A 19,242-nucleotide genomic window follows, 5' to 3' on the forward strand; every position below is an offset into this window, starting at 1 on the left:
CGAAAGGAATGGCACCTTATCCCCCGACAACATGACCTCGCAGAAATGGGATTCGTCGCGATGCAGGCCTTCGGCATCGGCACGCTGACCGATCCCGTCAAGCTCATGATTGACGCCGGCATCCCCGTCATCGACATGGATACGCACATCGCACCTTGGCAACTGGTCGACATCCGGGGGTCGGTGACCCAGACTCTTTGCGACGCCATCGGTGGCAAGAGGACGATGATCATGATCCAGGGAGCGCTCGGCCATACGGGGGCGCAGGGTCGCGCTCGGGGCTTCGAGGCCGCGCTGGCGAAATATCCCGACATCAAGGTGCTGGATGATCAGCCGGCCGACTGGGATGTGACCTTTGGCGGCCTCGGTGTCCGAGGTGCCCTCAATGACGGCCTCGACCATGTCGATATCGATACCTTCCTTCAGGTTCTGATCCGCAGGCTCATCCTTTTTTTGGCCCTCATCATCAACGTCTATGGCGAGCGACTGAGGTTTCGCTGGGCCGACATGGCGGTAGGATGAGTCCGTGAGATGGCAGCGGTTTTAATGGCGTTCGGAACTGAGCCCGGCTAAGTTTAAAGCCGCCATGGCGCGAGGGCTGGTCGCTCGCGCGGAAAGCCCGTTCGCCTTCATGTCGATGCGCAAACCCGTCTTTTTCGTGCTTTCCTTCCTTTTCGTGGCGGGTGGGGCCTATGCCCTCAAAGGTCCGCTCGCCAGCTTCGTGGCGCCCTCGCCGGCGGCCGAGCCCCAGGTCGTCGCGGTCGTGCCCGTCAGTGTCGCCGTCGTCCAGCAAAAAGCCATGCCGGATCTCGTCCAGGCGGTCGGCACGGTGCGCAGCATTGCCTCGATTGAAATCCTCTCGCGCCTGAACAGCCAAGTGACCATGGTTGCCGTCCAGGATGGCGCCATGGTCAAGGAGGGCGACCTTCTCTTCCAGCTGGACAAAGCTGATCTCGATGCGCAGGTCCAAAGAAGCCAGGCTGATATCGACAAGGACCAGTCGACACTTGCCTATAACCAGGCCCAGCTCAGACGCTACACGGAGCTTGCCTCCAAGCATTGGCAGAGCCAGGATCAGCTGGATCAGGTCAGGGCGGCGGTGGCCAGCGGCCAGGCGACCCTGGAAGCGGACGCAGCCACCTTGCGCCAGCTCCAGGTGCAGCGGAGCTGGGCGCGGATCACGGCGCCGGTTGCCGGCCGGGTCGGCATCGTCGAGGCCCATCTGGGAACGACCGTCAAGGCCAATGACCCGACGAAGCCGCTTGTCACCATCAACCAGATCAGCCCGATCTATGTCTCCTTCGCGGTGCCCGAGCGGTACCTGCCGCGCATCCTCGCGGCCCATGCGCCGCAGGCTGTGGAAGTAAAGGCGGATGGAGCCCAGGGAGCGGTCGACGGCAAGGTTGCCGTCGTCGACAACACGGTCGACCAGTCGACCGGCACCATCACGCTCCAGGCGATCTTCGATAACAAGGACGAGGCCCTCTGGCCTGGCCAGAGCGTGCGCGTACGCCTGACATTGTCGACCGATCCGCAGGCGCTGGTCGTCCCTGCCGAAGCCGTGCAGGTCGGTCAGGATGGCGCCTATGTCTTCGTCGTCCCCGGCAGTGACAAGCCGCAGCGGGCCGAGGCCCGCAAGGTCGATCTCGCCCGGACGGTGGATGGCATGGCCGTCCTCTCGAGCGGTGTGCGGCAAGGCGAGTTCGTCATCATCGAGGGCCAGCTCCGCCTCGATGACGGTACGCCCGTCAGGGTAATGAAGGGCGGCAACGCCCAGGCGGCGCTCTAGCCGGCATGGGTCTGTCAGAAGCCTGTATCCGCCGGCCGGTGGCAACGACGCTTCTGATGCTGGCAATCGTCCTGGCCGGTCTTGCTGCCCTGCGCTTCCTGCCGGTGGCAGCCCTGCCCAATGTCGACATGCCGACGATCCAGATCAGCGCCAGGCTGGCGGGCGCTGATCCGGACACCATGGCCTCCTCCGTGGCCTCGCCGATCGAGCAGCAACTGGCGAGGATCGCTGGTATCGATTCGATGACCTCAACCAGCACCACCGGCAACACGCGGATCACGGTGCAATTTACGCTTGGGCGCGATATCGATGCAGCCGCCCTCGACGTGCAGTCCGCCTTGTCAGTGGCAGAGCGGCATCTGCCCGATCAGATGACGGATGCGCCCTCTTTCTGGAAGATGAATCCGGCCAACGCGCCGATCCTCTTCTTGACCCTCACCTCCAGGCTGCAGCCGCTCTCGGCCCTGGACGATCTGGCCGAGGTCAATATCGGCGAGCAGCTGTCGGTTCTGCCTGGCGTTGCCCAGGTCTCCGTCTGGGGTGCACAGAAATATGCGGTGCGCATCAAGCTGAACGCGGCGCGCATGGCGTCCCTGGGCATCGCCTCGTCCGAGGTGACCAAGGCCGTCGACGAGGCCAACTCCGACGCGCCGGTCGGCACGGTCAACACGGCCTCGCAGGCGATCTCGATCGACGTACCCAGCCTGGGGCGCACGGCAGCAGCCTTTCGGCCTGTCGTCGTCACCTGGCGGCATGGGGCGCCCGTGCGGCTCGAGGATATCGCGACGGTGACCGACAGCGTCGAGGTCGACAAGACGGCCTCCTGGCTGGACGATGAGCGTGCCATCACGCTGGCGATCCAGCGCCAGCCAGACGCCAACACGGTCGATGTCGTCGACGAGATCAAGGCACTGGTGCCGCAAGTCGCAGCAGGCTTGCCGCCTTCTGTCCATCTGCACGTGACAAATGATCGCTCGCTCTCGATCCGTGCGGCCGTGGACGACGTCAAATTCACGCTGGGCTTGGCTCTGGCCCTCGTCACTCTTGTGATCTTCATTTTTCTGAAGTCGCTGCGGGCGACCATCGTGCCGACGCTCGTCCTGCCGGTCTCGATCATCGGCACGCTGGCCTTCATGTATCTCCTGGACTACAGCCTGGACAATCTCTCCTTGATGGCGCTGACCCTCTCGGTCGGCTTCGTCGTCGACGACGCCATCGTCATGCTCGAGAACATCGTCCGGCATGTGGAGATGGGGAGGAAACCCTTCGAGGCGGCGATCGCTGGCGCCCGAGAGATCGGCTTTACCATTCTCTCGATGACCGTGGCCCTGGTAGCCGTCTTCATACCGGTCCTCTTCATGGGTGGCATCGTCGGCAGGCTGTTCCATGAGTTCGCCATGACCATCTCGCTGGCCATTCTCATTTCGGGTTTTGTCTCGATCACGCTTTCGCCCATGCTCTGTGCGCGGCTTCTTCGCGTCGGCGACCGTTCGCACGACGAGGCGCATGACGCGCCCAGGCCGGGCTGGGTCGGCCGCGCGACCGACGCGGTCTTTGCTGCCCTGCTGGGAGGCTATCGCCGCTCCCTGACCTGGTCTCTCCGCCACCGCCCCTTGATGCTTCTCGTCACGTTCGCGACGTTCGGCGCGACCGTCTACCTTTATACCATCGTCCCCAAGGGGTTCTTTCCGACCGAGGATACCGGCTTCATATCGGTCGTGACGGAGGGCGAGCAGGATGCCTCGTTTCCGGCCTTCACCGCCCGCCAGCAGGCTCTCTCGGCCCTTATCCGCCAGGATCCGGATGTCGACTACGTGAACTCGACGGTGGGCGGCGGCGCGGTCGACAACAGCGTCAGCCAGGGCCGGCTCTTCATCGCGCTTAAGGATCGCGCGATACGCGCACCGGTGCAGGAGGTGGCGCAGAGGCTGCGTAAGCTCGTTGCACAGGTGCCCGGGATCAACGCCTATTTCCAGCCGGCCCAGAGTCTGCAGATCGGCGGCCGTACCGGCAAGGCGCTCTATCAGTACACGCTGCAAAGCTCCGACACCCGGGCACTCTGGAAGGTGGAACCCCTCCTGCAGAAGCGGCTGACGCAGTTGCCGGGCCTCGTCGACGTGACAACCGATCTGCAGCTCGGCAATCAGCGGGTGCGTATCGATGTCGACCGCGACAAGGCCGCCAGGCTCGGCATCTCGGACGCGCGGGTGAGAACGGCACTTTATGACCTCTTCGGCGAGAACGACATCTCGCAGATCTTCACGCCGGTAAATTACTATGAGGTGATCTTGCAGGCGCGCGATGCCGATCAGGTCGATACGGCCGATCTGGCGCGGGTCTACGTCAAGGGCAGCAATGGCAGCCTCGTCCCGCTGCAGTCGATCGCCACGATGAGCCGCACGGTCGGGCCGACCAGCGTCAATCACCAGGGCCAGCAGCCGGCGGTCACGATCTTCTTCAACCTGGCGCCGGGCAAGCCGCTGGGCGAGGCTGTCGACCAGATCCACGCCGTAGAGCGCGAGGTGGGGCTGCCGGCCACCGTTCAGGCCAGCTTCTCAGGCACAGCTCAGGTCTTCCAACAGAGCCTGGCGAACCAGGGCTTCCTCATTCTGGCGGCCATCCTGACCATCTATATCGTCCTTGGCATGCTCTATGAGAGCTTCATTCACCCGTTGACGATACTTTCAGGCCTGCCCTCGGCCGGCATCGGCGCGCTGGTCGCCCTCATGGTCTGCCATATGGATCTCTCGGTGATCGCCCTGATCGGCATCATCATGCTGATCGGCATCGTTAAGAAAAACGCCATCATGATGATCGATGTGGCGATCGCGCGACAGCGTGCGGGCATGGCGGCGGAGAGCGCCATCCGCGAGGCCTGTCTGATCCGCTTCAGGCCGATCATGATGACGACGATGGCAGCCATCTTTGGTACCCTGCCGATAGCGCTCGGCATCGGCGCGGGCGCGGAACTGCGCCAGCCGTTGGGCGTGGCCGTCGTCGGCGGCCTGCTCATCTCGCAGCTACTCACGCTCTACATCACGCCCACGGTCTATCTCTATCTCGAGGGGTTCCAGTCGGCGCTGCAGCGCCGATCGCGAGGGGCCACGGTCCCGGGATCGGCGGTAATGGCCGGCGAGGACTGATTCCCCGGATTGTGGCGGTCGTCGGGGCGGTGCCATAAGGTCCTCCTGGCTCTGTCCGAGGAGGAATGATGCATCTGCCGCAGCCGCCGATGGCGCGACGCGAGCCCAAGACCCTGGAGCGCTTTGGCCTCACCTGGAGCGATGATTGGGCCTGGCTGCGCGATCCTGGCTATCCCAAGGTCGAGGATGCGGAGATCCTGGCCTATCTTGGGGCCGAGAACGCCTATGTGGACGCCGTCATGGCGCCGCAGGCTCGGTTGATCGAGCAGCTGCAGGCTGAGCTGAAAGCCAGGCTGAAAGAGGACGATAGCTCCGTTCCTGTCCTGGACCGCGACTTTCTCTATCACTGGAGCTACCGGCCGGGCAGTCAATACCGGGTCTGGCATCGCCAAGCGGTGGACGGCGCCGCCGTCATCATTCTGGACGAGAACGAACTGGCGGCGGGCAAGCCGTTCTTCGCCCTGCGCGGCATGGCGGTCAGCCCGGACGGGCGGCTGCTCGCGATCGCCACCGACGAGGATGGCTCCGAGCGCTTCAAGCTCTCGATCCGCGACATCGCCACGGGCCAGGTGCTGGAGGAAGGAGTCGCGCATCTCTCCGGTACGCTCGCCTGGAGCGAGGATGGGGAATATATCCTCTATGTCGAGCTGAACGAGAGCCTGCGACCCTATCGTGTCCGCGCGCACCGCTTGGGCGAGGAGCCGGCCGACGACCGGACCATCTTCGAGGAGGAAGATCCGGCCTTTTTCGTTTCTCTCGGCAAGACGCGGGACCGGGCTTATTTCGTCATACGTACCGGGACCCATGTGACGACGGAAAGCCACGTGCTGCCGGCGACCGGGCGGCCTGGCTCGGCCCGATGCGTTGCCCTGCGCCGTGAGGGCCACCAGTATGAGATCGAGCACGCGCATGGTTTCTTCTGGATACGCACGAACGATCGGCATGAGAATTTCCGCCTCGTGCGTGCGCCTGCGGACCAGCCGGACGAGGCCCGCTGGGAAGAGGTGATCGCCGGCAGCGATCGCTATTATTTCCTTGATCTCGCCTGTTTTGCCGATTTCATGGTTCTTCTTGGACGTGCAGACGGGCTCTCGGCGCTGAGCGTGCGTGACTATCAGGGCGATCAACATCAGATCGCCCTTCCCGAAGCGGTGGGAACGCCGGCATTGGGGGACAACCGCGTCTTCGCTACCGGCACGATCCGCCTTGGCTACACCTCGATGGTCACTCCTTCGACCGTCTACGACTATGACGTCCGGGCAAGGCGGCTCGTGACGCGCAAGGTTCAGGAAATCCCGTCGGGTTACGACAAGACAGCCTATCGGACGCTGCGGCTGATGGCGCCCAGCCATGATGGCGTGCTCGTTCCGATCACGTTGGTCCACCCGGTGGACTATCCGACCGATGGAACAGGGCGGCTGCATCTTTACGGTTATGGCGCCTATGGCCACGGCATGGACCCCGCCTTCAGCCCTCACCGGCTAACCCTCCTGCAGCGTGGCTTTGCCTTTGCCATCGCGCATGTGCGCGGCGGCGACGAGATGGGCTGGCGCTGGTACGAGACTGGCAAGCTCGCGGCCAAGGAAAACAGCTTTAAGGACTTCATCGCCGTAGCCGAGCATCTGATTAACGAGGGCTGGGCCGCCAAGGGAGAGATCGCCATCCGTGGCGGAAGTGCGGGCGGCATGCTCATGGGCGCTGTTGCCAACATGCGGCCCGATCTTTGGAAGTGCGTGATCGCCGAGGTACCCTTTGTCGATGTCGTCAACACCATGTCGGACCCGAGTCTGCCGCTGACGCCGATTGAGTGGCCGGAATGGGGCAACCCGATCGAGGACGTGGATGCCCTGCGGCGCATGCTTGCCTACAGCCCCTATGACAATATTGCCGCCAGGGACTATCCGGCCATGCTGGTCACGGCCGGGATCAGCGACCCGCGCGTCACCTATTGGGAGCCGGCCAAGTTCGTGGCGCGGCTGCGGGCGACCCAGACCGGCAAGCAGCCGTTGCTCTTCAAGACCATCATGGCAGGCGGGCATTTCGGCCGCTCGGGGCGCTACGACGCGCTGGCGGAACTGGCCCTCCATTATGCTTTCATGCTGAGATGTTATGGTTTGTCGGGAGAGCACGCATGACCAGGCGGCGCATCAGTTCAGCCTCGCCCTTCGAGGACAAGATCGGCTATGGCCGTGCCGTCGTCGATGGCCCCTGGATCTTTGTCAGCGGCACGACCGGCGCCGATGCGGCCGGCATCCTGGCTCCGGACGTCGTCACCCAGTGTGAGCTGACGCTGGCCAAGATCGGGACCGCCCTGGCCGAGGCCGGTGCCAGCTTCAAGGACGTTGTCCGCGTCACCTACTATTTGCCCGATCGTGCGGATTTCGAGCCTTGCTGGCCACTCTTGCGCAAGGCGTTCGGCGAGGCCCGCCCGGCGGCGACGATGCTGGTGGCCGGCCTTCTCGATCCGGCCATGAAGATCGAGATCGAGGTGACCGCCAGGCGATCGGACATCTAGCGCCCAGATGGGATTGGTGGTGGAGGAAGGCGGCCGGCTCCCGGAGGGCCTGAGCTAGGCCATTCTCCAACCAGCCGTTCGCTGGCACAGGGCCCAGGCTGCGGCTAAGGTAAGGGTCGCTGGCTTGTTGTCGATCGTAGAAGCGGCTTGGAGAACGCCATTGTCGAAGGCGCAGGTTCAATTGCAGGAGCCCGAGTTGCAGGCCGCCACCTTCGGCCGCACGCGCAGCGATCATAAGAGCGAGGTCGCTGAGGACTATGTCGAGCTGATCGCCGACCTGATCGAGGCCAAGGGCGAGGCTCGGGTGGTCGATCTGGCCGAACGGCTGGGGGTAACCAACCCGACCGTCGCCAATACCGTGAGTCGGCTGCAGAAGGACAAGCTCGTCCAATCGGCTCCCTATCGCGCCATTTTCCTGACCGAGGAGGGCTGGGCGCTGGCCCGGCATTGCCGCGAGCGACACCGCATCGTCCTGGCTTTTCTGCGTGCCATCGGCGTCAGCGAGGATGTCGCGGCGACCGATGCTGAGGGTATCGAGCATCATGTCAGTGCCGAGACCCTGGCCGCCCTGGCGCGCGTGGCCGAGGCTTGGCCTTTAAAAGATGGGCCTGCGCAGGGTTGAGCCGCGGTTTGTTTCTTGTCTCTCGATAATAGGATCGTCCGATGGCTTCGCTCGACCGCCTCTCGCTCAATCTCGCTACCTTCGAGGACGTGCTCGATCTGAACGGGGCCCTCGATCTTTTGGCCAGGAACGGCATCCGTTATGCCGCGCCGACGCGTCGGCAGTGGGAGGAGGAAGGGCCTCGCCAGGTGAGCCGTGGCCTGCGCGGTGCCGGCATCGCGCCGAGCTCGCTAGCCGATGACGCGGGTTTCATCGCCGAAGGCGGCAGCGATCGCCGACGCCTTCTGGACGCGCATCGGCGTGCCATCGAAGCGGCGGCGGAGATGGGCGCGCCTTGCCTGACCGTCGCCGGCGGCGGCCTTTTGCCGGGCTTTAAGGATCTGACCGGCGCGCGCCACATGGTCGAGGACGGGCTGGCCAGCATTCTGGACGACGCGCTGGCGGCCGGTGTGGTGCTGGCGATCGAACCTGCGCATCCGATGCTGGCGGCTGCAAATGTCGTCACGACGCTGCGCCAGGCGCTCGACATCTGCGACGGGCTGGGCACCAGTGGCGTGGCCGTGGCGCTCGACCTCTTTTCCACCTGGTGGGATCCGGCGCTGCCCGACCTGATCGAGCCCGCCGGCCGCCGCATCGCCCTTTGCCAACTTGCCGACTGGCCGGTCGCCTCCTCCAGCATGCCCACGGAGCGGATGCTAATGGGCGATGGCGTGATCGAGTTCCGACCCTGGCTTCGGCTCCTGGCAGACCATGGCTATGACCGGCCGATCGAGGTCGAGATCGTCAGCCGCTTCTGGCGCGAGCGCGAGCCTTTGGCTTTCCTCCACGCGGTCATGGAGCGGTTCGAGAGCGCGTGCTGAGGCGCTGCGTGGCCGTTGGGGGCCTGCTGGCTCAGCCGCTGTCTGCCAGCACCGCAAGTATGGAGGACGCCACGTTCGACCGTAGGCCGCTTGGCGCCGTCAACCGACTGCAGCAAGTGCAATCGTGGCGCCGTCCTGGTGGCTCCGTTGACCGCCCTCTCGGTGGGCCATTGTATCGCGAACATGCGGCAATGGACGGCCAATCCCGGCCGCCTCGTCCTCCTCTTGAGATGCCGCCTATGAGATCACCGAGATCCGCCTGTCGCATGTCTTCCTCTTCGACGAACAAGGCAAGATCAGGGCTCTCAACCATGATTGGTCGGTCCTGACCTTGAAGCCAGTCGAGGGCAGACCGCCGCTGCCCATGAAGCTGACACCAGCCAGTGCTGTCCGTGCGGCCATGCTCACGAATGCGCCGATCTTGAAGGTGGGGCCGATTCGGTCAGGCGCTGTTCCGGTCGCGACAGAGGGCCGCGGCATGCTCGAGCGCGACGGCCAGGGCGTCTTCCTGTTTCGCTACGGCGACGGCCTGGGCGCTGGCGCATCAGGCTCCGCGCTCTTCGTCGAGACGGTGGAAGGTTGGACCCGGGCGGGGCTGCAATCGGCTCGGGGCAAGATGTCGGAGGGCATTTGCGGGCTGGCGATAATGCCAGGCGGCGAGGCTGGACGGCTCACTTGGTCAGGTCGCGTTGCCTTTCCGCGATCGAGGTTTGTCCCCCCTCTTGAACCGGGCGGGCCGGGATTGGCGACTAGACAAGCGGCCCATCACTCCCTACGCGATTTGCAAGGGTCCGATCGTCGACGATATCGAGGCCGAGCGCGGGAACGGCCCCTGCGCCCTTCTTCGCGTGGAGTGACCGGCATGCGCAAGCTGAAAGTGGCCGCAGTTCAGATGGCCTGTGGCAACGATCGCGACCAGAATGTCGCGCGGGCAGAGGCGCTCGTGCGTCAGGCTGTCGCTGAGGGTGCGGGCCTCGTCCTGCTGCCGGCCCTGTTCGAGATGCGTTATTTTGGCCAGGAGCAGTCGGCGGCGCATTTCAATCTGGCGCGACCCTTCGAGGGCCATCCGCTGATCGCGCGGATGAGCAGGCTCGCGGCCGAACTCGACGTGGTGCTGCCAATCAGCTTCTTCGAGCGGGCCAACAACGCCTTCTTCAGTACGGTCGCCATCATTGACGCTGACGGCACGGTCATGGGCATCTATCGCAAGAGCCATATTCCGGATGGCCCATGCTGCGAGGAAAAGTTCTATTTTACCCCGGGCGATACGGGCTTTCGCATCTGGCGAACCCGGCATGGCGTCATCGGCGTCGGCATCTGCACGGATCAGTGGTATCCGGAATGCGCCCGGTCGATGGCTGTCATGGGAGCTGAGATTCTCCTCTTCCCGACCGTGCAGGGTGGTCGGCCACAGGAAGTCAGGCCCGAGAGTGTCTTGCACTGGCACCGGGTCATCCAGGGACATGCCAGCGCCAACCTGATGCCGATCATATCGGTCAACCGCCACGGTCTGGAGATGGGCGACCGAGACGCCTTGGCCTTTCAAGGCGGCTCCCTCATCGTTGATGAAAAAGGCAATATCCTAGCCTCCGCCGGGCGCGAGGGCGACCAACTCCTCACTTATAGCTTCGATCTCGACGCCCTGGCGGCGGCCCGCGCTTCATCCGGCCTCTTTCGCGATCGCCGCCCCGATCTCTATCTCTCGCTTTTGACGCTGGATGGCCGCGACCAGATGTTCTGAGACGTCAGTGTGTGAGCTCGTCGATCTCGTCTGTGGAAAGTTCACCCGGAATGAGAACCAGTGGGATCTTGAGCTTGCGACCGAGCTGGTTGGTCACGTGGGTGACAAGGGGACCGGGATCCGCGCCGCCAGCCGCGGTGGCAAGGACGAGAGTGGAGATCGTATCGTCCTCCTGCACGAGCCGGACGACCTCGTCGGATCGCTTGCCCTCGCGGATATGAATGATCGGCATCGAGCCCGTCAGCTTGAAAACCTCGGCTCCAAGCTTTTGCATGCGTTGCTCGGCCGTGGCGCGCGCATCGGCCTCCATGATTCGCCCGACACCCAGCCAATGGCCGAACTCGACGGGCTCGATCACATAGAGGAGGGCCAGCCTGCCACCTGTGCGCTGCGCGCGGCGGCACGCATAGTGGAGGGCATTTCCCATCTCCTTGGTATCGTCGACCACCACCAGGAAGACCCGCTGCCTGACCTTCTTGGGCGTGACTTCGGAGAATGCGTCCTCGCTCATCATTCGTTGGTCATCCGGCCTTGCGAAGGGAGGCAGCAGGTAGGGGGCGACGAGCGGTGCGTCAAGCTTTGCGGAACAGGGCGCTGGCGGCCCATCCGGCTGCCACGGCCAGCGCCACCGAGGTCAGACCGTAGAGCCAGCTCTGCAGATGCGCCAGATTGAAGAGTTCCGCCTCCAGCCCGACCTTCGAGACGCTGAGCGAATTCGTCTGGGCGGAAACGATCAGGCCGTTCTCGAATTCGAAGGTTCGGACCTGATAAGCACCTGGCGGCACGTTGGCCGGAAAGCTGAGTGTGGTCCTAAACAGCCGGTCGCCGATGAAGGTCACCGGCCGGACCTCGGCCTGGAACAGGCCGGCCTGCTCCTTGCGGCGGATGAGGGCGTCACGAAACTGGCCGACGCGTCGGTCACCCGTGCCCTCGACCACGATGGGCTGGAGCTTCAGCATGTCGACGCCGATCTGATTGCGCGCGAGCTCGTCTGGTGCCTGCAATTGTGCCAACGGCCGCGTCGAGGCCACGGCGTAGAAAAGCGGCACGTCGCTAAAGGTCACGCGCGCCGTGCTGAGCCAGAGGCCGCCCACCCGCGACTTTTGTTGCACCATCGCCTCGCCGGCCGGGCCTTGCACGGTGACGACGACGTCGCGGTCGGGACCGCCCGTCGTGCCGAAGACCAGGACGTCACTGCCGGCAAAGGCCGTGGTGATGGCCACCAGGTGATGAGAGAGATCGGCGATCAGGCCGGCCGCTCGCAGTGTGGGAGCGAAGATGCAGAAAACCGCCAGCGCAAGCAGCGAGAACAGCAGCAGGCGTGGCCGGGCGGATGGGCGCATCCCCGATCTTACCGTAACCGCGTGTTATGGCCGCTGGGCGGGGAGGCTGCCGAGGCGAGGCCGATTGAGGGTGCCGGAACCGAGGCGGCCTCGATCGCGTCCAGGACCGTCTGGACGGTCAAAAGCTCGGGCAGGACGATGCCGGTCGGTGCGCGGGGACCATAGACGACGTTGAACGGGATGCCATAGCGTCCGTGGCTCTTGAGGAAGTCGGCAATGCGTGGGTCGGGCCGGGTCCAATCGCCACGCATGGGCACCACCTCGTCATCGAACCGTCGCACGATCGCTGCCTGCTCCAGGACGAGCCTCTCATTGACCTTGCAGGTGATGCACCAGTCGGCGGTGACATCGACTAGGACGGTGCGACCCGCGCGGACCAGATCGTCGATGTTGCGCGTGTCGAAGCTGCGCCAGGCCGTCGCCGTCGCCGCGGAGGGCGGGGGTGTTAGCACCCATCCAAGAACCGGCTGGGCCGCCAGGAGAATGATGCCGATACCGAATGCGGTCACACCCAGGGCCCGCCTTGTGCTTCCCGTCATGCGGTCGCGGACGAAGAGCAGCGCCAGGATCACAAGGAGTGAGGCTAGGGCGACGAGGCCCACGATCTCGCCGACGATACTGGTGATCAAGGAGACGAGCCAAGCTGCCGTGACCAGAAGAAGCACGCCTAGAATGCGCCTTAGATGCAGCATCCAGCGTCCGGGGCGCGGCAGGAAGCGCGCCAAGCCTGGCAACGTGGCTGCCAGCAGATAGGGCGTCGCCATGCCCAGGCCCATCGCCAGGAAGATGCCGCCAATCTGCAGCGGCCCACGTGAGAAGGCAAAGCCGACGGCCGTGCCGACGAAGGGCGCGGAGCAGGGCGTGGCCAGAAGGGTGGCGATGAGCCCGGTGCCGAAATCGCCGACGAGGTGGTGCCGCGCCCCACCGCCGGAAGGTGCAGCCCAGCCGGGCAGGTGGATCTCGAAGAGCCCCAGCATATTGGCGGCGAAGAGGGTGAGAAGCAGCGCCATCAGCGTGAGGAAGAGGGGCTGCTGGAACTGGATGCCCCAGCCGACGCTGGCGCCGCTGGCCTTGAGGCCGGCCATCGCCAAGGCCAGGAGGAGGAAGGAGGCGACGATGCCGAGCGCGGTCGCGGCAAAGCCCAGCCGCAGGGCCCGCTGCTCCAGCGTCCGGGCCCGCGCCACGCTCATGAGCTTCAAGGAGAGGACGGGAAGCACGCAAGGCATCAGGTTTAAGATGAGGCCGCCCAGGAAGGCCACGAGGAGAATGGGCAATCCCTGGCCCGAAGACACTGGGGCGGCGATCCCCAGGGTCTCGGTCTGCTCGATTGCCCGCGAGCCGTCGATGAGGGTCAGCCGAACGGATTTGCCCGCGTCACCGGTACCTGCCTGCTTCGTCCAGGGAATGACGAAGCGGGCGCTCTTGCCGCCATCGTCGAGGATGACCTCGGGCTTGCCCATGATTGCCTGATCGCCGGCCTCTACCAGCAGATCGGGATGATCGAAGCCCCGTTCCGCCTCGGCCTGGACGATAAGCTGCGATCTGTCCGCGATACCTGCCGAGAGGAGCTTTAGACTGTGTGACGGGCCGGCTGCGGGCACCGTGGCCAAGGCGTTGTCGATCAGTGCCTGGCCCACGAGGTTGCCGTTGCCGGGCGGAATGGTCGCCTGGAGCTGTTTTTCCTCACGGACGCAAAGCGTGCTGCACACGTAAAGCGCGGCATTCAGGGTGAGGTTGGCGCTTTGTTCGGGCGTCGCTAGCTCGACCGCGATCGGCAAAAGCACCCGGTGCTTGTAGCCAAGGCTGTCAATGCCGAGAAAAGACAGGCGCTCCGGCAGGGGCCAGAAGACCTGCTGCCCCGCAAGGTTGGTCGACCCTTGCCAGTCCAGTTCGGGCGGCAGGCCACCGTCACCGGCCGAGCGCCAATACGTCTTCCAGCCATCGCCCAGCGTCACATCGAGCCCCACCCAGACCCGCTTGGGATCATGAGGATCACGCCCGCCGACGATGAGCTTGGCGCTCACATCCGGGGGGCTCGGCATGGCTTCCTCCGCCGCCGCGGGCAGGGCCAGCAGGCAGACAGCAAGGAGAAATGCCAGCGAGCGAAGAAGGGTCAAGGCTACCGGGTCCAAGCAACGGGTTGAGAAGCGGGCCCCTCGTCCATCGAGTCCCACGGAGCAAAATTACGCCCGCCCGGGTGGCGTGACAATAACGCTCTCAAGTCGGCAAGCCGGGCGCTGTGGTGGTGTGCTCGGCTACGGCCTCTCCCATGCTGCCGTCCCTCTTGACCTTTCCATTATGGGAACCTTCATCTGAGGCATGACAGGGCCGGCCGGTTGCCGGAAGAGGAAGCATGAATATCGGCGAAGCGGCGGCGGCCTCCGGCGTCTCGGCCAAGATGATCCGCTACTATGAAACCATCGGCTTGATCGCCGCCCCGGGGCGAACGGCGGCCGGCTATCGCGTCTATGGCGAGAACGACCTGCATACGCTCCGTTTTATCCGCCGCGCACGGGACCTCGGCTTCTCAGTCGAGCAGATGGGCGAGTTGCTGGCACTCTGGCGCGATCGCTCGCGTGCCAGTGCCGACGTGAAGCGGCTGGCCGAACGCCACATCGCCGCTCTGGACCGCAAGGCCGAGCAGCTCTTGGAGATGAGCCGCACCTTGCGGCGTCTGGTCCATGAGTGCCATGGCGATCGGCGCTCCGCCTGTCCAATCCTGGATGATCTGGCCGAGTCAGCGGACGAAGGCGACGATCGGAGACGCCTGGTCTCGACGATTACTTCTCAATTTGGAGATCGAGGACGATGAGGAGATGGAGCTTGGCCCTGGCAGCGTTGCTGACGGGCCTCCTCGTGACCGGCCGGGCTGACGCTCAGGACAAAGCGGCTTCGATGGGGAGTATGACGATGCCGGGCATGACGCAGGCCACGCCCGACACGTCGGCTTCCAGGGCCTATGCCAAGGCCAATGCCGACATGATGCAAGGCATGTCGGTCAAGATGTCGGGCGATCCCGACCGGGACTTCGTCACGATGATGATTGCCCATCACGAGGGGGCGATCGACATGGCCAAGGTCGAGCTCGACCACGGCCATGATCCGATCTTGCGCAAGTTGGCGGAAAACGTGATCAGCGCCCAGACAAGCGAGATCAAGGAAATGAAGGCCTGGCAGCAAAGGCACCCCAGGTAGAGCGCGACGCGCCTTCGTCCGGGTCAGATGATGGTCAGCGCTCCACGCACATAGCAATGCCCATGCCGCCGCCTATGCAAAGCGTGGCCAGGCCTTTCTTCGCATCGCGCCTTTGCATCTCGTAGAGGAGAGTGGTCAAGATGCGCCCGCCCGATGCGCCGATCGGATGGCCAAGGGCGATGGCGCCGCCGTTGACGTTGACCTTGCTGCCATCCCAGCCAAGCTCCTTGGAAACGGCGCAAGCCTGGGCGGCAAAGGCCTCGTTGGCCTCGATGAGATCGAGTTCGCCCATGTCCCAGCCGGCTTTCGCCACGGCCTTGCGGGAGGCGGGGATGGGGCCGGTGCCCATGATCTTGGGGTCGACGCCGGCTTGGGCCCAAGAGGCGATGCGGGCTAAGGGGGTGAGCCCCCGGCGGGCGGCCTCGTTGGCGGTCATGAGAATCAGCGCGGCGGCGCCGTCATTGATTCCAGAGGCATTGCCGGCCGTCACCGTGCCTTCCTTGGAGAAGGCCGGGCGCAACTTGCTCATATGCTCGATCTTGGCCCCGAAGCGGGGATATTCGTCCGTATCGACGACCGTGTCGCCTTTCCGGCCCTTGATCGTCACCGGTACGATCTCGTCCTTGAAGCGGCCCGAGGTGACGGCTTGCTCGGCCTTGTTTTGGGAGGCGACGGCGAAGGTGTCCTGGGCTTCGCGCGTGATCTGGTACTGCTCGGCGATATTCTCGGCCGTGGTGCCCATGTGGTAGCCGTTGAAGGCATCCCAGAGCCCGTCCTTGATCATCGTGTCCACAAATTCCACGCCGCCCATCTTCGCCCCGGCGCGCAAATAGGCCGCGTGCGGCGCCTGGCTCATGCTCTCCTGGCCGCCAGCGACGACGATTGCGCTGTCGCCGTTCATGATCGCCTGGTAGCCGAGGGCCACCGACTTCAGACCGGAGCCGCATAGAATGTTGACGCCGTAGGCCGGCACTTCCTGGGGCACGCCGGCGTTGATCGAGGCCTGCCGTGCCGGATTCTGGCCCTGCGCGGCTGTCAGGATCTGGCCTAGGATAACCTCCGAGACCTCGCTCGCATCGACCCGCGCGCGCTCCAGGGCGGCCTTGATGGCGATCTGGCCCAGATAATGTGCGGGAACGGTGGAAAGGCCGCCATTGAAGGCGCCGATCGGCGTGCGCGCTGCTGAGACGATGACGACCTCGGTCATGACCTTACCCTCGTGTTCCAGTCTGTGCTGCGGTCGGGCCCGCTCTGGTGCCCCTGGCTGGCGATGAAGGCCAGCTCTTCGGCCGCGGCAGTCCCGCCTCCCTGCCGGACATCGATCTGATGCATCGCGGCAGCTTGGCAAGCGGCGGCCGGAGATTCAATGGCGCAGGGCATCACCGCTGGCCGTCGGTGCAAAGGAGGGTAGCTGGTAGGTCGGCAGCTGGCTGGCCTCGATCAGTCGGGGGGCCGTGACATTCGCCTTGTGCACGCCTGAGAGGACGAGGCAGCTTGGCAGGCCCGCATTGTTGGCGCCGGCGATGTCGTGGGTCGGCGAATCGCCGATGCCGATGACGCGGCGGCCCGGGGGCAGGAGAGCCAGGGCGGTTGTGTAGATCCGGGGCCAGGGCTTGCCGATCCAGCGGATGTCGGCGCCGGCTTGCATCGCCTCCACAGCCAGCTGTCCAGGGCCGGGGAAGCGCTTGGCGCCATCCAGGCTGACGAGATCGGGATTGGTGCAAAGGATCGGCAGGCCCTGGCGGCGCGCCGCGTCCAGGATCGTCCGGGCGCGGGCCGGCGATTCGTCATTGGCATCCAGGCCGCCCAGAAGAACGAAGTCGGCGGCACTTGGCTCGCCGACGAGTTCGAGCTTGAGACCGGCCACGGCCGAGACATCCTGGCCCCGGCCGATATAGAGGCAGCGGTCGCCAAGGCCGGCCACGAGCGGGTCGTGGCGCCGGCGCAGGGCTTCAAAGGCGACGTCCCCCGAGGTCACCATGTCGGCGTAGAGGTCCGGGCCAATGCCGAAGCGGGCCAGGCGTTCGCGATTGGGCGCGCTGCGCTTGCCGGAGTTGGAGAGCAGAATGACGGTGCGCCCGGCGGCCGCCAGCAGGGACAAGGCGTCGATGGCGCCCGGCAGCGCCTGCTCGCCGTCATGCAGGACGCCGAATTGGTCGAGGAGGAAGGCATCGTAGAGGTCGATCAAGGGCTCGATGCCCGCCATGCTCTGCAAGCTTCTGGGTCCATCTCATTGCACGCGCACTCTAGCGCGCATAGGCCAGGCGTGCCGTCGCGGCAACCACTGCTCTCGACGTCACGCTAGCGTAAAGGGCGATTTCGCTTGCCTGGGCCGGTGCGGGGGCTATCCTTGATCCCCATATAGAGAAGACCCGGCGACAAGACGGCGCGGGGCCGGCAACAGAGTGTGACCTCTCCTTGCCGACATGACCAGCGGCGCAGCGTCCGGGCATGAAAGGCTGGGAGGCCTGCGACTATGCTTAATTTCATCCTGGGCTTTGTCGTCACGCTGGGCGTGCTGGCGGCCTTTCTCGTCGGCCTTGGCGTCTGTGCCAACCTGGCGAAGGGCGGCAATGAGCGTGAGGGCCTACGCGCCGATCTGGGGGGCGACCGGGCACATCGGCCGCACTAGCGCCCCACCAAGCGGGGTCGCATCGGGCATGGCAAGGGCCTTGAGTGCCTTGTAGAAGAGGCGCTCACGCCGCCCGAAAGACGTCTCGATGCGCCCTTTGCCCAAATCGCTGCACTATGCCTGGATCATTGCGGGTATAACGTTCTTTGTCCTTCTTGTGAGTGCTGGTGTGCGGGCCACGCCAGGCGTGCTGCTCGTCCCGATCGAACAGGAGTTCGGCTGGACGCGGGCCACGACCTCCATGGCCGTCTCGATCAATATCGCTCTCTATGGCCTGATGGGGCCGTTCGCGGCGGCGATCGTCGAACGCTTCGGGCTCCGCCGCTCGGTGGCATCGGCTCTCTTCGTCCTGGCGTTGGCGATGGTGGCCGTGACCTTCATCGACAGGCCCTGGCAACTTGTCCTCATCTGGGGCCTCATTATCGGCCTTGGCACCGGGATGGTGGCCCTGGTCCTGGCCGCCATCGTCACGGCAAGATGGTTTTCCAGCCAACGTGGTTTGGTCATGGGCATGCTCAGCGCCAGCACGGCCTCGGGCCAGCTTCTCTTCCTGCCACTGATCGCCTGGACCGCCAGTACGCAAGGCTGGCGCGGTGCCGTCTACCTGGTGGCGGCCGGGGCGCTGGCGGCTGCGCTGCTGGTCGTCTGCTTCATGCGCAATCGGCCAGCCGATAAGGGACTCTTGCCCTATGGCGAGACCGATGCAGCCAATCTCAAGGAAGAGCGGCGTGGCTCGCCCGTAAAGCTCGCCTTCGTGGCATTGCGCGACGGGCTGCGATCGCGCGATTTCCTCATCCTGGCCGCGACCTTCTTTATCTGCGGCGCCTCGACGAACGGTCTGATCGGCACGCATTTTATCGCCGCGTGCCTGGACCACGGCATTCCCGAGCTTGGCAGTGCCGGCCTGCTGGCGGCCATGGGCCTGTTCGATTTTTTCGGCACCACGCTCTCGGGCTGGCTCAGCGATCGCTGGAGCAACCGGCATCTTCTGGCCTGGTATTACGGTCTGCGCGGCCTGTCGCTGATCTACCTGCCCTTCGCCTTCGTCATCGCCCCCGACATGTCGGTCTATACGCTGGGTCTTTTCTCGGTCTTCTACGGCCTGGACTGGATCGCCACCGTGCCGCCCACGGTACGCCTTGCCACCAATGTCTTCGGCAAGGAGCGGGTGGGGCTGATGTTCGGCTGGATCTCGGCCGCGCATCAATTGGGAGCGGCCAGCGTCGCCTTCCTGGCCGGCTATCTGCGCCTGACCTTCGGCTCCTATCTCCAGGCCTTCATCCTGGCCGGTGCCCTTTGCCTCGTGGCCGCCATTCTCTCGCTCATGATCGGCCAGGGCGGCAGGCGGCGGGACGTTGAGGTCGCCATCCCGGCCGAATGAGCCTGTGCGCGAGCCGGGCAC

Annotated in this window: 15 protein-coding genes and 2 pseudogenes; 12 read left to right on the forward strand and 5 right to left on the reverse strand. The window is 64.9% G+C overall.

Annotation, left to right across the window (positions count from 1 at the left end):
• Positions 1-25: 25 nt before the first annotated feature.
• The 8 genes and pseudogenes from CFB17_RS19940 to CFB17_RS11485 form a co-directional block, all read left to right on the forward strand.
• Positions 26-522, forward strand: a pseudogene (locus tag CFB17_RS19940) (hypothetical protein); the annotation flags it as partial.
• A gap of 64 nt (positions 523-586) precedes the next feature.
• Complete coding sequence (locus tag CFB17_RS11450; RefSeq protein WP_088561681.1) at positions 587-1,789, forward strand: efflux RND transporter periplasmic adaptor subunit; 1,203 nt, start codon at positions 587-589, stop codon at positions 1,787-1,789.
• 5 nt (positions 1,790-1,794) lie between these two features.
• Positions 1,795-4,932, forward strand: a complete 3,138-nt coding sequence (locus tag CFB17_RS11455) for an efflux RND transporter permease subunit (RefSeq protein WP_088561682.1) — start codon at positions 1,795-1,797, stop codon at positions 4,930-4,932.
• Positions 4,933-5,000: 68 nt separating this feature from the next.
• The gene (locus CFB17_RS11460) at positions 5,001-7,067 is read left to right on the forward strand and encodes a S9 family peptidase (protein WP_207762032.1); all 2,067 of its coding nucleotides are present in this window, start codon (positions 5,001-5,003) and stop codon (positions 7,065-7,067) included.
• On the forward strand, positions 7,064-7,447 hold the full coding sequence (locus tag CFB17_RS11465; protein ID WP_088561684.1) for a RidA family protein: 384 nt from the start codon (positions 7,064-7,066) through the stop codon (positions 7,445-7,447). The genes CFB17_RS11460 and CFB17_RS11465 overlap by 4 nt, the downstream gene beginning before the upstream one ends.
• 160 nt (positions 7,448-7,607) lie before the next feature.
• Positions 7,608-8,069 (forward strand): manganese-binding transcriptional regulator MntR, encoded by a 462-nt coding sequence (mntR, locus tag CFB17_RS11470; protein ID WP_088561685.1) that lies wholly within the window; start codon positions 7,608-7,610, stop codon positions 8,067-8,069.
• A 41-nt stretch (positions 8,070-8,110) separates the two neighbouring features.
• A complete protein-coding gene (locus CFB17_RS11475) occupies positions 8,111-8,929 on the forward strand; it encodes a sugar phosphate isomerase/epimerase family protein (RefSeq protein WP_088561686.1) in 819 nt (272 codons plus the stop codon).
• Between the two features lie 862 nt (positions 8,930-9,791).
• On the forward strand, positions 9,792-10,670 hold the full coding sequence (locus CFB17_RS11485) for a nitrilase-related carbon-nitrogen hydrolase (RefSeq protein WP_088561688.1): 879 nt from the start codon (positions 9,792-9,794) through the stop codon (positions 10,668-10,670).
• A 4-nt stretch (positions 10,671-10,674) separates the two neighbouring features.
• Here CFB17_RS11485 and CFB17_RS11490 read toward each other — a convergent pair whose 3' ends face one another.
• The 3 genes from CFB17_RS11490 to CFB17_RS11500 form a co-directional block, all read right to left on the reverse strand.
• On the reverse strand, positions 10,675-11,181 hold the full coding sequence (locus CFB17_RS11490) for a universal stress protein (protein ID WP_243389856.1): 507 nt from the start codon (positions 11,179-11,181) through the stop codon (positions 10,675-10,677).
• 61 nt (positions 11,182-11,242) lie between these two features.
• Positions 11,243-12,013, reverse strand: coding sequence for a TIGR02186 family protein (locus CFB17_RS11495; RefSeq protein ID WP_088561690.1), 771 nt, complete (start codon positions 12,011-12,013; stop codon positions 11,243-11,245).
• Between the two features lie 8 nt (positions 12,014-12,021).
• Positions 12,022-14,130 carry a protein-disulfide reductase DsbD family protein gene (locus CFB17_RS11500; protein ID WP_133063894.1) on the reverse strand — a complete coding sequence of 703 codons (2,109 nt, stop codon included), beginning with the start codon at positions 14,128-14,130 and terminating at the stop codon, positions 12,022-12,024.
• Positions 14,131-14,366: 236 nt separating this feature from the next.
• On the opposite strand from CFB17_RS11500, the pseudogene cueR reads away from it, so the two are divergent.
• Both cueR and copM read left to right on the forward strand, forming a co-directional pair.
• Positions 14,367-14,753 (forward strand): annotated as a pseudogene (gene cueR / locus CFB17_RS11505) (Cu(I)-responsive transcriptional regulator); the annotation flags it as partial.
• 68 nt (positions 14,754-14,821) lie between these two features.
• A complete protein-coding gene (copM, locus tag CFB17_RS11510) occupies positions 14,822-15,208 on the forward strand; it encodes a CopM family metallochaperone (RefSeq protein WP_088561693.1) in 387 nt (128 codons plus the stop codon).
• 34 nt (positions 15,209-15,242) lie between these two features.
• On the opposite strand, the gene CFB17_RS11515 is transcribed toward copM, so the two are convergent.
• A complete protein-coding gene (locus tag CFB17_RS11515) occupies positions 15,243-16,415 on the reverse strand; it encodes an acetyl-CoA C-acetyltransferase (protein ID WP_088561694.1) in 1,173 nt (390 codons plus the stop codon).
• A gap of 156 nt (positions 16,416-16,571) precedes the next feature.
• Complete coding sequence (locus CFB17_RS11520; protein ID WP_243389861.1) at positions 16,572-17,414, reverse strand: TIGR01459 family HAD-type hydrolase; 843 nt, start codon at positions 17,412-17,414, stop codon at positions 16,572-16,574.
• Between the two features lie 270 nt (positions 17,415-17,684).
• On the opposite strand from CFB17_RS11520, the gene CFB17_RS19210 reads away from it, so the two are divergent.
• Both CFB17_RS19210 and CFB17_RS11525 read left to right on the forward strand, forming a co-directional pair.
• Positions 17,685-17,840 (forward strand): hypothetical protein, encoded by a 156-nt coding sequence (locus CFB17_RS19210; protein WP_165769573.1) that lies wholly within the window; start codon positions 17,685-17,687, stop codon positions 17,838-17,840.
• 88 nt (positions 17,841-17,928) lie between these two features.
• Positions 17,929-19,221: an MFS transporter gene (locus tag CFB17_RS11525; RefSeq protein WP_088561696.1), complete on the forward strand. Its 1,293-nt coding sequence runs from the start codon at positions 17,929-17,931 to the stop codon at positions 19,219-19,221.
• Positions 19,222-19,242: the final 21 nt, after the last annotated feature.

This window comes from Arboricoccus pini (assembly GCF_900187945.1).
GTDB lineage: Bacteria > Pseudomonadota > Alphaproteobacteria > Geminicoccales > Geminicoccaceae > Arboricoccus > Arboricoccus pini.

Excerpts from the sequence above, each read along its gene's own strand:
- CFB17_RS11450 (WP_088561681.1), top strand. The coding sequence starts at position 587 with ATGGCGCGAGGGCTGGTCGCTCGCGCGGAAAGCCCGTTCGCCTTCATG.
- CFB17_RS11455 (WP_088561682.1), top strand. The coding sequence starts at position 1,795 with ATGGGTCTGTCAGAAGCCTGTATCCGCCGGCCGGTGGCAACGACGCTT.
- CFB17_RS11460 (WP_207762032.1), top strand. The coding sequence starts at position 5,001 with ATGCATCTGCCGCAGCCGCCGATGGCGCGACGCGAGCCCAAGACCCTG.
- CFB17_RS11465 (WP_088561684.1), top strand. The coding sequence starts at position 7,064 with ATGACCAGGCGGCGCATCAGTTCAGCCTCGCCCTTCGAGGACAAGATC.
- CFB17_RS11475 (WP_088561686.1), top strand. The coding sequence starts at position 8,111 with ATGGCTTCGCTCGACCGCCTCTCGCTCAATCTCGCTACCTTCGAGGAC.
- CFB17_RS11485 (WP_088561688.1), top strand. The coding sequence starts at position 9,792 with ATGCGCAAGCTGAAAGTGGCCGCAGTTCAGATGGCCTGTGGCAACGAT.
- CFB17_RS11490 (WP_243389856.1), bottom strand. The coding sequence starts at position 11,181 with ATGAGCGAGGACGCATTCTCCGAAGTCACGCCCAAGAAGGTCAGGCAG.
- CFB17_RS11495 (WP_088561690.1), bottom strand. The coding sequence starts at position 12,013 with ATGCGCCCATCCGCCCGGCCACGCCTGCTGCTGTTCTCGCTGCTTGCG.
- copM (WP_088561693.1), top strand. The coding sequence starts at position 14,822 with ATGAGGAGATGGAGCTTGGCCCTGGCAGCGTTGCTGACGGGCCTCCTC.
- CFB17_RS11515 (WP_088561694.1), bottom strand. The coding sequence starts at position 16,415 with ATGACCGAGGTCGTCATCGTCTCAGCAGCGCGCACGCCGATCGGCGCC.
- CFB17_RS11520 (WP_243389861.1), bottom strand. The coding sequence starts at position 17,414 with ATGGCGGGCATCGAGCCCTTGATCGACCTCTACGATGCCTTCCTCCTC.
- CFB17_RS19210 (WP_165769573.1), top strand. The coding sequence starts at position 17,685 with ATGCTTAATTTCATCCTGGGCTTTGTCGTCACGCTGGGCGTGCTGGCG.
- CFB17_RS11525 (WP_088561696.1), top strand. The coding sequence starts at position 17,929 with ATGCGCCCTTTGCCCAAATCGCTGCACTATGCCTGGATCATTGCGGGT.